At 54.9% G+C, this 13,807-nt stretch carries 13 protein-coding genes; 3 read left to right on the top strand and 10 right to left on the bottom strand.

The window, feature by feature from the left end; genetic code table 11:
- Window positions 1-3: 3 nt before the first annotated feature.
- The 3 genes from D3P08_RS04800 to D3P08_RS04810 all read right to left on the bottom strand — a co-directional run bounded on the left by D3P08_RS04800 (window position 4) and on the right by D3P08_RS04810 (window position 3,725).
- Entirely contained in the window at window positions 4-1,374 is a 1,371-nt protein-coding gene (locus D3P08_RS04800) for an ABC transporter substrate-binding protein (protein WP_119598302.1), read from the bottom strand.
- Window positions 1,375-1,480: 106 nt separating this feature from the next.
- Window positions 1,481-2,551: a GntR family transcriptional regulator gene (locus D3P08_RS04805; protein WP_119598303.1), complete on the bottom strand. Its 1,071-nt coding sequence runs from the start codon at window positions 2,549-2,551 to the stop codon at window positions 1,481-1,483.
- Window positions 2,552-2,660: 109 nt separating this feature from the next.
- On the bottom strand, window positions 2,661-3,725 hold the full coding sequence (locus D3P08_RS04810) for a GntR family transcriptional regulator (protein ID WP_119598304.1): 1,065 nt from the start codon (window positions 3,723-3,725) through the stop codon (window positions 2,661-2,663).
- Window positions 3,726-3,892: 167 nt separating this feature from the next.
- On the opposite strand from D3P08_RS04810, the gene D3P08_RS04815 reads away from it, so the two are divergent.
- Entirely contained in the window at window positions 3,893-4,519 is a 627-nt protein-coding gene (locus D3P08_RS04815) for a LysE family transporter (protein ID WP_119598305.1), read from the top strand.
- Window positions 4,520-4,622: 103 nt separating this feature from the next.
- Window positions 4,623-5,984 carry an amino acid permease gene (locus D3P08_RS04820; protein WP_119598579.1) on the top strand — a complete coding sequence of 454 codons (1,362 nt, stop codon included), beginning with the start codon at window positions 4,623-4,625 and terminating at the stop codon, window positions 5,982-5,984.
- Window positions 5,985-6,019: 35 nt separating this feature from the next.
- Here D3P08_RS04820 and D3P08_RS04825 read toward each other — a convergent pair whose 3' ends face one another.
- The 7 genes from D3P08_RS04825 to thpR form a co-directional block, all read right to left on the bottom strand.
- A complete protein-coding gene (locus D3P08_RS04825) occupies window positions 6,020-6,622 on the bottom strand; it encodes a response regulator transcription factor (RefSeq protein ID WP_119598306.1) in 603 nt (200 codons plus the stop codon).
- Entirely contained in the window at window positions 6,619-7,749 is a 1,131-nt protein-coding gene (locus D3P08_RS04830; RefSeq protein ID WP_119598307.1) for a sensor histidine kinase, read from the bottom strand. The genes D3P08_RS04825 and D3P08_RS04830 overlap by 4 nt, the downstream gene beginning before the upstream one ends.
- Window positions 7,750-7,832: 83 nt before the next feature.
- The gene (locus D3P08_RS04835; protein WP_338068701.1) at window positions 7,833-8,573 is read right to left on the bottom strand and encodes an ABC transporter permease; all 741 of its coding nucleotides are present in this window, start codon (window positions 8,571-8,573) and stop codon (window positions 7,833-7,835) included.
- Window positions 8,573-9,493 carry an ABC transporter ATP-binding protein gene (locus D3P08_RS04840; protein WP_119598309.1) on the bottom strand — a complete coding sequence of 307 codons (921 nt, stop codon included), beginning with the start codon at window positions 9,491-9,493 and terminating at the stop codon, window positions 8,573-8,575. Before D3P08_RS04840 ends, D3P08_RS04835 begins: the two co-directional genes overlap by 1 nt.
- Before the next feature lie 182 nt (window positions 9,494-9,675).
- Window positions 9,676-9,831, bottom strand: coding sequence for a paeninodin family lasso peptide (locus D3P08_RS04845; RefSeq protein ID WP_240647306.1), 156 nt, complete (start codon window positions 9,829-9,831; stop codon window positions 9,676-9,678).
- A gap of 29 nt (window positions 9,832-9,860) precedes the next feature.
- Window positions 9,861-11,804 (bottom strand): asparagine synthase-related protein, encoded by a 1,944-nt coding sequence (locus tag D3P08_RS04850; RefSeq protein WP_119598310.1) that lies wholly within the window; start codon window positions 11,802-11,804, stop codon window positions 9,861-9,863.
- Between the two features lie 107 nt (window positions 11,805-11,911).
- A complete protein-coding gene (gene thpR / locus D3P08_RS04855; protein WP_119598311.1) occupies window positions 11,912-12,463 on the bottom strand; it encodes an RNA 2',3'-cyclic phosphodiesterase in 552 nt (183 codons plus the stop codon).
- Between the two features lie 150 nt (window positions 12,464-12,613).
- Here thpR and D3P08_RS04860 point away from each other — a divergent pair, with 150 nt between their 5' ends.
- Entirely contained in the window at window positions 12,614-13,780 is a 1,167-nt protein-coding gene (locus D3P08_RS04860; RefSeq protein ID WP_119598312.1) for a glycerate kinase, read from the top strand.
- Window positions 13,781-13,807 lie beyond the last annotated feature (27 nt).

Genomic DNA, 13,807 nt, shown 5'->3' on the forward strand with positions numbered 1-13,807 from the left:
GCCCTACTTATTGTTCTTGTCGTACAGCTCCTGCATTTGCGGCTTGATTTGCGCGGTCCAATCCTTAGCGGTCATCTCCCCGTTCCACACCTTGCTCGCGTTCTGCCAGAACGTATCGATCCATTGCGTGTCCTTGGAGCCGTATGGAATATCCGGACGGCCATATTCCTGAATAATATCCATGAACACTTGACGGTTCTCAGGCGATTTGTCCATCTCCATAAACTCGCCGTTTGCCATATCGATCAGGTTCGGCACCGCCTGGCCCAGCTGATAATTTTCGCGCTGGCCGTTCTGGTCAAGCGACAGGAACGACGCTAGGTCGAACGCCTCCTGCGGATGCTTCGATTTCGCCGATACGCCGAAGCCCATTGAACCAAGCCACGTCGCCGTCTTGCCGGTATTCGGGCTGGCCGGCCATGCCGCGAGATCCCACCCGAACGGCAGCTCCCAGAACGCAGGCTGATCCCAAGGACCCATTGCGAACATCGCTAGCTGTCCGTTAATGAAACGCGTATAAGCGTTCATCGCTTGCTCCGCTTCCTGATTCGGACTCACGCCGTGCACCAGATTGAGATCCGCGACAAATTGCATCGCTTCATAAAATTCCGGCTGATCGACGAGCACCGTACCCGTTTTGTAATCGATAAACTCTCCGCCGTTGCCCCATACCGCCGATTCCAGGCTGTAGGCGCCTACGCCGTATTGCTCCGGCTTGCCGTCGCCGTTTTCGTCCACGGTAAGCTTCTTCGCCGCGTCCAGCATATCGTTCCACGTCCACTCGCCGGCAGCTGCCGACGGGACGGGAACGCCCGCTTTCTCGAACAGATCCTTGTTGTAGACGAACGCCCATGGACCTACGTCCTTCGGCAGGCCGTACAATTCGCCCGCGCCGATCGACGTGCCGTCGTAGCGGTACCGGTCAAGCGCTTGCGTCCATACATTATCCGGATTGAATAAGTCCGTTTTATCCAAGTAAGGCTGAAGATTCAGCAGCGTGCCGGCCTCGGCGAAGCGGTAAAACTCCGCGCTGCCTACATAGAAGACGTCCGGCGCTTTGCCCGAGGCAATCAGCGTTTTCATCTTTTGCGCGTATTCCGCCGGCGGTACGGAAGTGTATTTCACGGTTACATTCGGATATTTCGCTTCAAAGGACGCGATCAGTTTCTCAAAGATGCTTTTTTCGGTCGGGTTTCCGTGACCCATAAACTCGATCGTGACGTTTTCTTTTTTGTCGCCCGCATTCGTATCCGTCTGTTCGCCGCCTGAAGCGTTCCCAGACGGAGCCGGATCATTGCCGCCGCCGCTGCATGCGGATAATACGAGCACTAGCGCAAGCAAGAGAAGCATGGACCATTTCATTTTCCGTTTCATGAAAATCCCCTCTTTTTCTTCATGGAATTTGAAAGCGCTTTACAATGAAATAATATTATATATTATTATAAATTTATATACTGAATTAAGTATAAAATTAGAGCTTTTACCCTTCCGGAATTAAGGACACGGGGACGATCATTCTGCGGGCATTATAAACGCCTTCAATTTGCTCAAGCAGCAGGTCGACAGTCAGCCTGCACATCTCGTCCTCGTTCTGACGGATATAAGTGACATGGGGCAAATCCGGCGGATCAAACGTCGCGAGGGCAAAATCGTCCGGCACCGTTCTCCCCAGCTTGCGCACCGCGCCGTAAACGGCTCGGCAAAGCTCCGTATTTGCCGTCATCGCAGCCGTAATGTGCGGCCTTTCCTTCAGAAAGCTTACAATCGTCTCCCCGGCCTTTCCCGATACGATAATGTCAAGCGGAAGAAGGCACCATAAATTTTTGTCGATCGAGATTTTCCGCTCCAGATAGGCCAATTCGAAGCCTTGCGAGCGCTCGTCGGTTACGGAGTTGGTGATTTCGGGAGAAATGAACGCGATATTCGAATGGCCTTGGTCCATCAAATACGTGACCGCTTCTTTCGTCCCGTGCAAATTATCGGAGCTTACGCTGTACGTCTTGATTTCCTTCAAGTACCGGTCGATCAGAACAAACGGGAACCGGTCGAGCGACAGCCTCAGAATAGAATCGTTATACATCTCGTTTTCGACGGGGAAAATGATCAATCCGTCAACGCCCTGCTTAAGAAACGAAGAAATCACCTCCGTCTCCTCCGTCTGCGATTCCCGCGTAATCCGCAGCATCAGCTCGAAGCCGCTCGCCGTCACGTATCTTTCGAGTTCGTCCAGAAAGCGCTGGTCAACCTTCGTTTTCATCGTCGGCAGCACCAGCCCAATCCGGCCGCTTCTTACTCGGGCGTCGCCAAGCAATTCATATGCGGATGCATGCTCCGGCCTGCTCATGACGAAGGTGCCTTTTCCTTGAATGCGAACGAGAACGCCTTCTTCCATCAGTCCAACTAACGCGTTTTTGCTTGTGATTTGGCTCACCCTATACTTTTCGGACAGCTCCTTCTCGGAAGGCACGCGGTCCCCTTCCCGCAGCTTGCCGTGGGCGATTAACCGCCTGATGTCCTGCTGGATCTGCTTATAGAGCGGAAGCGTTTTCAAGTTGTATCACACCTTCGTATAAAAGTATTATATTATTTATATTATTATACTATTTTAGATATCCTGTAAATAAAAAACCTTCGAAATCCATTGGATTCCGAAGGCCTTATTAGGAATGGCTGACGAGCTGCACCGGAACGACTTCTCTGCGCGGCTTATATTGGCCGCGAAGCTGCTCCGATAATAATTCGATTGTCAGCCGGCCGATCTCATCGATCTGCTGGCGAATATACGTAACCTGCTCGAGCTCCGATTCGTCAAAAGCGATCAGCTCCGGCTTAGTCCCGCGATACGCATTCTCCTGATGCAAGAGCTGATAAGCGTAGCGGGCTAGCTCCGCATTTACCGCAAATATCGCCGTCAAATCCTGCTGGGACAACAAAAACTGCCGGATCTGCTCCTTCCCTTTGCCCGACGCGATCGTCTCCAGAGGGAGCGTGCACCATAATGACTTGTCAATAAGGAGCTGATGCTCCGTAAATGCCAGCTCATACCCTCTGGCGCGCTCGTCAGTCGCCGTATTCGTAATCTCGGGCGTCAAATAGGCGATGCGGCGATGGCCTTTCTCAAGCAAGGCGGAAATCGCTTCTTTCACGCCGCCGATATTGTCCGAGCTAACGCTGTAGGTTTTAATTTCTTTAAGAAACCGGTCGACCAAAACGAGGGGCTCGCGGTCCAAAAAAAGTCTAAGAATCGTTTCGTTATAGCTCTCCTGCTCTACCGGGAAAACGATATAGCCGTCGACCCCTCTCTCTCTGAATCGGTCAATCGCTCGCGCCTCCTCCTCCGGCGATTCGCGGGTAATGCGCAGCAGCAGCTCATAGCCTGCTTCCGCGCTATGCTTCTCCAAGCTGTCGAGGAGACGCTGATCGATTTTTGTTTTCATAGAAGGAAGAATCAACGCGATCGTTTTGACGTCTAAAGCCGAATCCGCATGCGCCTTTTGGGACTGGCTGTCATCCGCATGCCGGACGAATGTGCCTTTCCCCCTGTATCGAATGAGGAGGCCCTCGTCCACCAATCCCTTGATCGCGTTTTTCGTCGTAATCTGGCTCACGCCGTATTTTTCCGCAAGCTCCTTCTCTGTCGGAACCATCGAACCGGGGACTAATTGACCGCTTTGGATTTGCCGCAAAATATCATGCTGGATTTGTTGATATAGGGGTCTTCCCAATTTCCGTTCCTCTCTTCCGCTCCGCTCTCATATTATCCTATATTATTATAACTTAACCTCGACAAAATGTAACACATTGGAAAACAAGATTGTTGTGGTACAGGCTTCCCCCCGCGCATAGATTGTGATGTAGGGTTCGAAACAATAGATGCAGGAGGATTTGCCGCATGAGCTTATTCGTAAGTTATATTTTATTAGGGCTGTCTCTAGCAGCTCCGATCGGTCCTGTTAACGCCGCCCAAATGGACCGCGGCATCCGGGGCGGATTTTGGAATGCGTGGATATTAGGGCTTGGCTCCTTAACCGCTGATCTTGTATTTCTTGGTGTCGTCTTCTTCGGAACGATTCATTTCCTGGAGGCGCCATTAATTAAAACGTTCCTCTGGCTGTTCGGATGCTTCGTTCTGATCTACAGCGGAATCGACGCCTTCAAAGGAGCAGGCAAGCTGGTCGATACGCGCAGCGAAAATAAAGAAAGCTTGGCCAAATCGTTTGGGACAGGCTTCTTTCTGTCGCTCTCGAATCCGCTTTCCATTATGTTTTGGCTTGGCATTTACGGCTCCGTCCTCGCCAAGGCAGCGGCGGTGTACGGCACGAAGGAGCTGCTGCTCTATACTTCGGCGATCATTTTAGGCTTGATCATATGGGATTTCGCAATGGCTTTGCTCGCCAGCACCTTTAAACGTTTCCTAACGCAAAGGCTTCTTCAGTTCATATCCTATATTTCCGCGGCGTCATTAATCGGGTTCGGCCTTTATTTCGGCTGGCAAGCCTGCAAGGTGTTATTTTTCTAAATATGGAATAGCAAGCTAACCATTTAAGCACACTATCCTGTGTTCGAAATCCAGCATACACAGGAGAATCGGAATATTGAGTGGAGCTAGCAAAGAAAAACCGATGTCTTGGTGGCAGCTGTCGCTGCTCGGCGTTGCCTGTACGATCGGCACCGGCTACTTTCTAGGCACAGGCGTCGGCATCAAAATAGGCGGGCCCGCCTTAATCGCAGCCTTCCTGTTAGCCGCGTTCGGAACCTTTGTCGTGTTCGACGTGCTCGCCCGCATGACAGCTGAAGATCCGAAGGAGGGCTCATTCTGCGCTTACGCAGGCGAAGCGTTCGGAAGATGGGCCGGCTTCAGCAGCGGATGGGTCTATTTATCATCGGAGCTGTTAATTATGGGAAGCCAGATGGCCGCCCTCTCCTTGTTCACTAGATTTTGGTTTCCAGGCGTTCCGATGTGGATCTTCGCCTCGACCTACGGCGTGCTCGGGCTCATCGTCATTTTGATCGGCACCAAAGGCTTTGAGCGGGTCGAGCATATTTTGGCCGCCATTAAACTCGCCGCCATCGTCGCTTTTATCGTGCTGGCGTTATGCGCGTTATTCGGCTGGCTTGGCAAAGGCGAGACGGATCCGGCATGGCCGGCGCCGTTTTTCCCGACCGGCTGGAAGGGAGCCTGGTCCAGCATGATTTACGCGTTCTATTCGTTCGGCGGGATTGAAATTATGGGTCTGATGGCGATACGGCTTAAGGATCCGAAGCAGGCGCCCAAGGCGGGACGGTTCATGATTTTTATGCTGACCGGCTTGTATGTCGCCTCCCTGCTGCTCGTGTTCAGCCTTACTTCATGGACGACCATTACGTCGAAGGAAAGTCCGTTCGTCGCTTCGCTGGACGGCTACGGCATCGCCTTTGTCCCTCATCTTTTTAACGGCGTCTTTATTATCGCGGGGTTCTCGACGATGGTCGCCTCTTTGTTTGCGGTCATTACCATCCTAACGACGCTGGCCAAAAACAAAGACGCGCCTCCGATTCTCGCGAATACGACGAAGGGCAAAAAAAAGATGCCTTATTATGCCATCGGGGTCACTGCGCTCACGATGGCCGGCTCCGTGCTGCTTGCGCTGCTAATGCCGGAAAGCCTATATGAATATATTACGACAGCGGCCGGTTTGATGCTGATTTATAACTGGACCTTTATTCTCGTCACGTCGGGCAAGCTGCTCGAATTGAGCGCTTGGGGGCAGGTCAAGCGCTGGTCCGGCATCGTCATCATCCTGCTCGCTGTAAGCGGAACGTCTCTGCATCACACCAGCCGTCCGGGATTTTTGATCAGTATGGGCTTTGTCGCGCTGATCGGCTTGGTGACGCTCCTCATGACGGCGGTATGGCGCAAGCACAAACGGAAGCCGCCTTCCTCTTCTGTTCGCCAGCAGCTATTTAGACCGATAAAAAAAGGTATAAAGAAGGGAGCCCGCTGAAACGTTACCCGCGTTTCCGAGGACTCCCTTCTTCTCTATATCCAGCCTTTCGCCTGCGCGATTTGCACCGCATCCATCTTGTTTTTGGCCTCCAGCTTAGACATCGCTTCCGACATATAGTTCCGGACCGTGCCATGGCTGAGAAACAGTCGGTCTGCGGTCTCCTTCATGGTCAAGCCTTTCGCTGCGGCCGCCAACACTTCCGTTTCTCGCGCGGTGAGCGGACTTTGATCCTCCCATACCGCAAGCGACAAATCGGGATGAATAACGCGGCCGCCGCCCGCCGCTCGTCTTATCGCCTCCGCCAGCTCGCCGCTCGGGCTGTCCTTCAGCAAATAGCCGCTGACGCCGGCCTTGACGGCCCGCTGGAAATATCCCGCCTTGGCGAAGGTCGTCAGGATGATGACTTTGCCGGGATGGTTCAATCGCTTCAGCTCATCGGCTACGTCCAGTCCCGACATGAGCGGCATTTCGATATCCAGCACGCTGACATCCGGATGATGCAAGCGGATCATTTGCAGCGTCTCCGCGCCGTTGCCGCCCTGCGCGACGACCTCTATATCCCCTTCCAAATCCAGAAGCGTCGCAAGCGCGCTCCGCAGCATCTGTTGGTCGTCTCCAAGCACGACTCGAATCATAAGTCGGCAGCTCCCTTCTGCGTTAGTCGTTTCACGATCGGTATGTACATGGTTAGACGGGTGCCTTTGCTCGTACTGTCGATAAGAAGCTGCCCCTCCAGCAAAGCCAGTCTTTGCTTCATTCCGGCAATTCCGTTGCTTGAAGCCGCCGCCGCTTCCGAAGAGAGGCCGATGCCGTTATCCGCCACGACGCACTTGATGGCCTCGTCCTCCACTCTCACCTCGATGCGGCATTCCGTTGCCCGGCTATGCCGCACCATATTCGTAACCGCCTCCCTCACGCACATGGCAAGCACGGATTCCTGGAGCGGCGTAAACGGGAAGTTCTCCGCGCCGTCTATAATATGGATCCGAATGTTCGCGGCCGCCCCCAGCATTCGGGCATGCTCCCATTCTTCGGCCAAACGGACGATCTTCATATCGGAGACCGTCTCCCGCATCTGCTTCAGCGCCGCGGCCGCAGCGAGATGCATGTCTCTCGCTTCCGCCGCCGCTTTGTCCGGCGAGCGGTGGACCAGCTTCTCCATGAGCTCGCTCTTCAGCTTAATGAGCGAAAGGGTATGCCCGAGCGTGTCATGCAAGTCGCCGGCGATCCGCTGCCTCTCCTCCTGCTGCGCCATCCGTTCGATCTGCTTCGTTGCGGCTTGCAGCCGAGTCGCCATATCCCGGTATCGGGCAGAGACGCGAACGATATAAGGCAATACGCAGCCCCCGAAGATGGGAGGCAGCATGTTGAACCAATATTGCATGCTGCTCTCGTATCCTCCGGCAATCATGCTTCCTATTACGATGAGCGCGAAAGCCGCCGTGACGCCAACGAGCAGCGGAAAGCGAAGAACATAGAAGGAATACGACATAAAAAACACGATATAAAGATACATCGGGTTATAAACGAGCGCGAGGTACAGCATGACGGCGGTTTGAATGAGAACTAGATAAGGCACCCAGCTGCGCCGCGAGATAGCAGCGATCTGCAAGCCGAGCATGAGAACGAGGGCGCCAAGCCCGGGAACCATTCGTACGGCCGGCTCCTGGAGCATGAAATAGACCGGGATCGCCATGTTCGCAAGCAGCAGGTATTGCCACCGCTTCTCTTTTTCTCTTTGACATTTTTCTCGCATAGGCATAACGGTCTATCAAGCCCCTCCCTTTTTCCCCATCTATCCTATCATATCTGAAGCCAGAGTTATAGATAGCGGCCAAGCAGCCTCTAGCCTGCTTCCCGCCCGTTCAAAATCCAAGCGGACAGCATCAGAAAACCGATCCCATAGCTCAGCAGCAGAAGCAAATTGCCCGCAATCGCCGGCTGTCCCTCGAGCAGACTCCAGGCCCCGTCGGCGTACGCATGGGATGGAAGCCATTCCCCGGCCTTCTGCATCCATCCCGGGAAGCTGCTAAGCGGCATCCAAAGCCCTCCCGCTACGGAAATGCCCATATAGACGACGTTCGAGACCGCCGTGGCGATATCCGTGCTTTTGATCGTTCCGATCAGAATGCCGAGCGCCAGGAAAGGCACGCTGCCTATCAGCAGCCACAGCCCGCACATCACCCAGGTGCCCGCCGGCATCTCCGTCCCGAAAACAAGCGCCGAAAAAACAAACATGACGGCAATGATCGCGGCATGGATGAGCAGATGGGAAACGAGCTTGGCCAGCACCCACGCGCCGGTAGAGAGAGGAGTCAGTCTGAGCAGCCTCGTCAGTCCGTCCTTCCGTTCGTGGGAGAGCCGTATGCCGAACTGGCCCGCCGCTGTGCCGATTAGGCTGAACGCGGTCATCGACATTAACGAGTAGCCGCCCCACGACACGTCTCCGATTTTCGCGTCCGCCCCGTTCAGCATCGTAAACAACGAATAGAAGGCAAGCGGCATCAGTACGGAGAACAGCATAAAAAACGGACTTCTCGCGATACGGATACATTCTGCTGTAAATTGCGCCTTGAAGCCTCTCATTATTGGTCACTCTCCTTTTCCTTGCCGTTGTTTGTCTCCGTCAGCTGCCGGAACACGGATTCCAGGCTGGCCGATTGAATCTGAAGATCGGACACGCCCCAATCCGAGCCGAGCAGGAGCCCTAGAAGCGCGTCGGTGTCCTTCGTTTTAAGGTGCGCGAAAGCGCCGCTGACGCGTGCTTCCTGCACGCCGGGCAGAGCAAGCAGCTCCTGCTCCGCCGGCATCCGGCGCGCCTTGAAGGACAGGCTTCTCATCGGCATGGATGCTTTCAGTTCATCCGGCGTTCCGTCCGCGACGAGGCGCCCCTGCGCGATAACGACGATCCGGTCCGCGACGGCGTCGGCTTCCTCCAAGTAATGGGTCGTCAGCAAGATCGTGCGGCCCGAGCTCGCGAGAGCGCGGACGACTTCCCAGAATCGGCTGCGCGATTCCACGTCCATCCCGACGGTCGGTTCGTCCAGCACAATCATATCCGGGTCGCCGGCGAGCGCCACGGCGAACGCGAGCCTGCGCTTCTGACCGCCCGACAACGAGGCGGCGCGCCTATTTTTCTCTTTGTCCAAGCCCGCGATTTGAAGCAGCCGATCGAGCGCAAGCGGATTGCGGTAATAGCTGCGGAACAGCTGAAGCGTCTCCCGGACCGTCAGTCCGTCGGGGGCGGCCGTATCCTGCAGCATGGCGCCGATTCGCTCCTTCAGCTCCTTGCGGCCAGGCGCAAGTCCGTCTACCGTCACCTCGCCCGAGGTCGGCTTTGTTAAATGCAGCATCAGCGACACTGCCGTTGTTTTCCCGGCTCCGTTCGGTCCTAACAGCGCTGTCACCTTGCCTTTCTCAAGCGCAAGATCCAGCCCGTCCAGCGCTCTCTTAGCGCCATATGCTTTCACGATGTTTCGGAATTGTACTGCGGGTGCTCCTGTCATCACGTTCAGCTCCTTACGATATTGTCGATGCTTTTATCGTACATGCCTTCGAGCGTCCCGATAAGAGCGCAGTGTCAGACTTTTCCTATGACATTTGTCATAAAAAAACGGCTATCCGCGTCAAACGCGAACAGCCGTGAGCACCTATGTAAAGCTTCTATCGATCGCCAAACCGTATCGTCTTAAGATGGATCAATGACAGCATCGCATTTCACGGCATTGTTGTGACCGTCGTTGTTCGCGTCCGGGTTGCACCAATGCGGACCTCCCATAGTCATCGACACGTTAAGCACTTCAAGCGCCGGCTTCTGCCAAGCCCGTTTCGTTGGCATCGTCATCTTTATTCACCTCCTTCCTCAGTCAGGACTTAAACCCATCGCCGCAGGAAACGGTAAGCAATGAGGCTTCGAATCGCTATTCGGGCATCCAGATCAAAGGCGTACTCCAGCTTCGGCTGCTCGCCCAGCTTTCTCAGCGATTTTTTGATTTGCGGGACATTCAAATAATGGGAAGCGAGAGGATCTGCGCATAACGCGTCCAATTCCTCCCGGACCGACTTCCATTGCGGCAGCAGCCGGTAGATCCAATCCGCCCCTTGAACGCCTCTTTGACGTATGTTCATCCGCACCATGTCCGGCAGACGACCCTTGGCGGCTCTTCGCACAAGCGAACGGTCTACGCCGCCTCGGACAAATTGCTCGTCGGGGACGGATAGACAGAAGCGGATCACCCGCGGATCGCCGGTCGGATCCCGTTCGACAATCCCGTAAGGGAGCGACATTTTGGCGGCGGCCGTACCAATGTGATTGGAGACGGAGAGCCGTTCGAACTGATCGTTTCTCGCGCTTATTTCGTCAGGCGAATACGCCGTTAAGCCGACATCGGCGTCCATAAGCCGTTCGATGACCTTTGTTCTCGCCGCGAAATCGGGATGGATCAACAAAGGAATGTCCGACCGCTTCTTCCTAAGCGACGATCTCATCCAGTAGGCATAGGCCTGCCTCGCCATAATCGGGAAAATAACCGATTTGCCCGTCCGCATGACCTGCACGTAGCCGTTCAGCTGACGGTAAGCCCGCACCCATCTGAACGTTCGAAGCAATCGGGTGTAATGGTCGATCGGATCTCCCCAGGATACCGTGTAATTCCCCCGGCTTCCGTTCAGCATAACGCTGACGCCATGCTGTTTGGCTTGCTCGAGCATGCCTGTCAGCCAGAACGCATTTTCGAAAAACTTATAAGGCCCCTCCACCATATCCAGCACCGAATCGATTTCGCTTATCGCGCTCCGTCCCTCAAACGGCATATAGTGCTCCTCGATATTGCCGATATAGCGCGCCGTTTCCTCGATGTACGGACGCTCGTTCGCGATTAGCCTTTTCGGGGTCCAGTCCGTATATCCTTCCGCAGGGACGAAGCTGTACGCATGCAGCTTCTTGCTTTCCTGCCGCAGCGGGCTTGCGGCAAAACCGGCAACAACGCCGGAATCCAGCCCCCCGCTTAATCGAATGCCGACCTGCAGTCGCGTACGGAGCTTCGAGCGAACGGACCTCTCGAACACATCCCGGAACGCTTCCTCGTATTCGGCGTCCGACTTCAGATTCAGCTTTCGCTTCGGCGTCGTTATTTTGTCATATTCCTTAATGGTAACCGAGCCGTTCTTGACTGTAATGGAGTGCGCGGGCGGAAGCTGCCAAATGCCCCGATAAGCCGTTGCCCTTACGTCAATCGCATCCAGCATCATCGGAATAGCGAGAAACTCCGCGAACCAGTCCTCTTGGAGCTCCTTGCGTACGCCGGGTATGGCGAGCAGCGGCTGAATGACGGTACAGAAGGCAAACCTGTCCGGCGTTTGCACGTAATAAAGCGTGCGTCTGCCTAACAAATCGCGGGCGCCGAACAGTTCGCGGCGTTTCTCATCCCAAATGACAAAAGCAAAGTCGCCCACCAAATATCGGGGAGAGCTGTCCCCCCACTTCTTATAAGCGGCAACAATTAATTCGCTGTCCGTCATCCCTTTTCGATCGCGGCTTGCAATCCCTAATTGCTCAAACAGCTCCTCCCGGTTATCGAGAATGACGTCAGCCGTTATCGCCAAACCATCCGATTCGGTGTACCGCGGTAGCGCCTCGCCAACCGATTCCGTTGTCGTCCATAACGCGTGACAGCCTAAAGATAAAGCCGAGGACGGATGCATCCATATCCGCGCGTCATCCGCGGGATACTTACGCAGCGCTTCCATGACTTTGACTATTGGTTCCCTAGAGGAGCAGTCTCCCGATAAACACAGCACGCCTGCTATAGCACTCAATGGTTCGCCCTCTCCTACGTTTAGTTGTGTTCGTTATAAAGAACGATTTGACGTGATAGAATTGTACCATATCCCTGTGCTTTTGTAACTAATTTGTTTAGCCGAGTTTAATCATTTTGGCCCAATCCATATTCCCCGATGACTTCGTACATTGGCGACGCATTCATATGGGTGCGCATCAGGACAAAACGGTCCGCTTCCCAGGCCGCCTCGACCGGCATCGTAGCCATAATCTCGCTTAACGCGCCGCCGTTGTTTCCGGTAAAGCTCCGCGCCAGCGTAATATGCGCGGCATACCGCCGCTCCTCAGGCACGAAGCCAAGCGTCTTTGTCGCTTGTACAACCTCCCGATGCAGCTCCTTCAAAGCTTCGACCTCTCCGGCCAAAGCAGCCCATAAGACGCGGGGCGCTTGGGCCGGCCCGAAGGCGCCACCCCCATTTAAGGCGAGCTTGATCGGATTGAAACGTATGCTGCGCAGGGCCGCGTGCAGCTCCTCAAGCCGCGCTTCCGGCCATTCGCCCAAAAATTGCAGCGTAATATGGTAATCTCTCGGGTGCGTCCATTTACGAAAGGAAAGCTTCGTCCGATGCTCCTTCGCCCAGCTTGTAAGCTCTTCGGCCGCTTCCCCTTGCACAGGCAAGGCAACAAATATGCGCATAGGTTGTCCTCCAGTTTGGAAAATATAGGTTCTGTCATCTTAGCTTTCCCCGTCCGATCCGCATTCTTGCATGCGGAGCTCTTCGAAATTGCGGACTGGCGATTTTACTTGTTATGATAAAGCAAGTCACTCCCATTTCGAGGTGAACCTATGAGGTTTGTAATCGCGCCTGATTCATACAAAGGATGTCTTACTTCCGCAGAGGCTGGACAGATTATGGCCCGCGCGCTCCGGGAGGAAATGCCGGATTCCGAGATCCATATCGTACCAATGGCCGACGGCGGAGAAGGTACGGTTGACGCTTTGGTGAAGGCAGCCGGAGGACAACTCGTCCGGACTCAAATAACCGGGCCGCTTGGCGAGTTGACCGAAAGCTTCTTCGGCATCATCGAGGACTCTGAAGACTCGGTTGCCGTTATAGAGACCGCCGCAATTTGCGGTCTGCCAATGGTGCCCGAGGAGCGGCGCAATCCGATGCTCACGACGACACGAGGGCTGGGCGAAACGATACGGGAAGCGCTTAATCTAGGCATCCGCAGATTTGTGATCGGCCTCGGCGGGAGCGCTACGAATGACGGCGGACTTGGAATGTTAACCGCTTTGGGCGCGCGGTTCAAGCTGAAGGACGGAAGCGCGGCGGAGGGCTTCGGGCGGGAGCTTGGCGCTTTAAGCGAGGCGAGCTTCGAAGGACTGGATTCACGGCTTAGCGAATGCCGGATTATTATCGCCTGTGATGTCACGAATCCACTGCTCGGGGAGCTGGGCGCCTCCTATGTGTTCGGCCCGCAGAAAGGGGCGACGCCGGAGCAAGTGCTGGAGCTTGACGCGGCGATGCGGCATTATGCCGGACTTGTGGAGCGGCAACTTTCGAAGCCGCTTCGGGATACGCCCGGCACGGGCGCGGCAGGCGGTCTCGGGTTTGCGTTTATCGCTTTAGGCGCTCAGCTCGTGCCCGGCGCCCAGATCGTAGAGGACATGACCGGCTTAGGAGGACTTATCGCAGCTGCGGATTGGGTATTTACCGGCGAGGGCAGGAGCGACAGGCAGACCTTATACGGCAAGCTTCCGTATCACGTCGCACAGCTGGCAAAGAAGGCCGGCAAGCCGGTTACCCTGATTTCCGGCAGTCTTGGAGAAGGAAGCGAGGAGCTGCATGCTCATTTTACGGGCTGCTTCTCGATCGTCCGCGCTCCATCCGATCTCGAAGCTAACCTGGAAGCGGCCGAGTTCAACTTGTTCGAATGTACGCGGAGCGTCGCCCGGCTGATCTTGCATACCTTTGCGGACTCACGCCAAACAGGCAATCCCGATGAATAGGGATTGCCTGTTTATTGTTAGAGAGGC

Source organism: Paenibacillus nanensis (assembly GCF_003583765.1).
Lineage (GTDB): Bacteria > Bacillota > Bacilli > Paenibacillales > Paenibacillaceae > Pristimantibacillus > Pristimantibacillus nanensis.

What these genes read in the sequence shown, in the direction of transcription:
- D3P08_RS04800 (WP_119598302.1), bottom strand. Translation starts at nt 1,374, where the DNA reads ATGAAACGGAAAATGAAATGGTCCATGCTTCTCTTGCTTGCGCTAGTG.
- D3P08_RS04815 (WP_119598305.1), top strand. Translation starts at nt 3,893, where the DNA reads ATGAGCTTATTCGTAAGTTATATTTTATTAGGGCTGTCTCTAGCAGCT.
- D3P08_RS04820 (WP_119598579.1), top strand. Translation starts at nt 4,623, where the DNA reads ATGTCTTGGTGGCAGCTGTCGCTGCTCGGCGTTGCCTGTACGATCGGC.
- D3P08_RS04825 (WP_119598306.1), bottom strand. Translation starts at nt 6,622, where the DNA reads ATGATTCGAGTCGTGCTTGGAGACGACCAACAGATGCTGCGGAGCGCG.
- D3P08_RS04830 (WP_119598307.1), bottom strand. Translation starts at nt 7,749, where the DNA reads ATGCCTATGCGAGAAAAATGTCAAAGAGAAAAAGAGAAGCGGTGGCAA.
- D3P08_RS04835 (WP_338068701.1), bottom strand. Translation starts at nt 8,573, where the DNA reads ATGAGAGGCTTCAAGGCGCAATTTACAGCAGAATGTATCCGTATCGCG.
- D3P08_RS04840 (WP_119598309.1), bottom strand. Translation starts at nt 9,493, where the DNA reads ATGACAGGAGCACCCGCAGTACAATTCCGAAACATCGTGAAAGCATAT.
- D3P08_RS04845 (WP_240647306.1), bottom strand. Translation starts at nt 9,831, where the DNA reads ATGACGATGCCAACGAAACGGGCTTGGCAGAAGCCGGCGCTTGAAGTG.
- thpR (WP_119598311.1), bottom strand. Translation starts at nt 12,463, where the DNA reads ATGCGCATATTTGTTGCCTTGCCTGTGCAAGGGGAAGCGGCCGAAGAG.
- D3P08_RS04860 (WP_119598312.1), top strand. Translation starts at nt 12,614, where the DNA reads ATGAGGTTTGTAATCGCGCCTGATTCATACAAAGGATGTCTTACTTCC.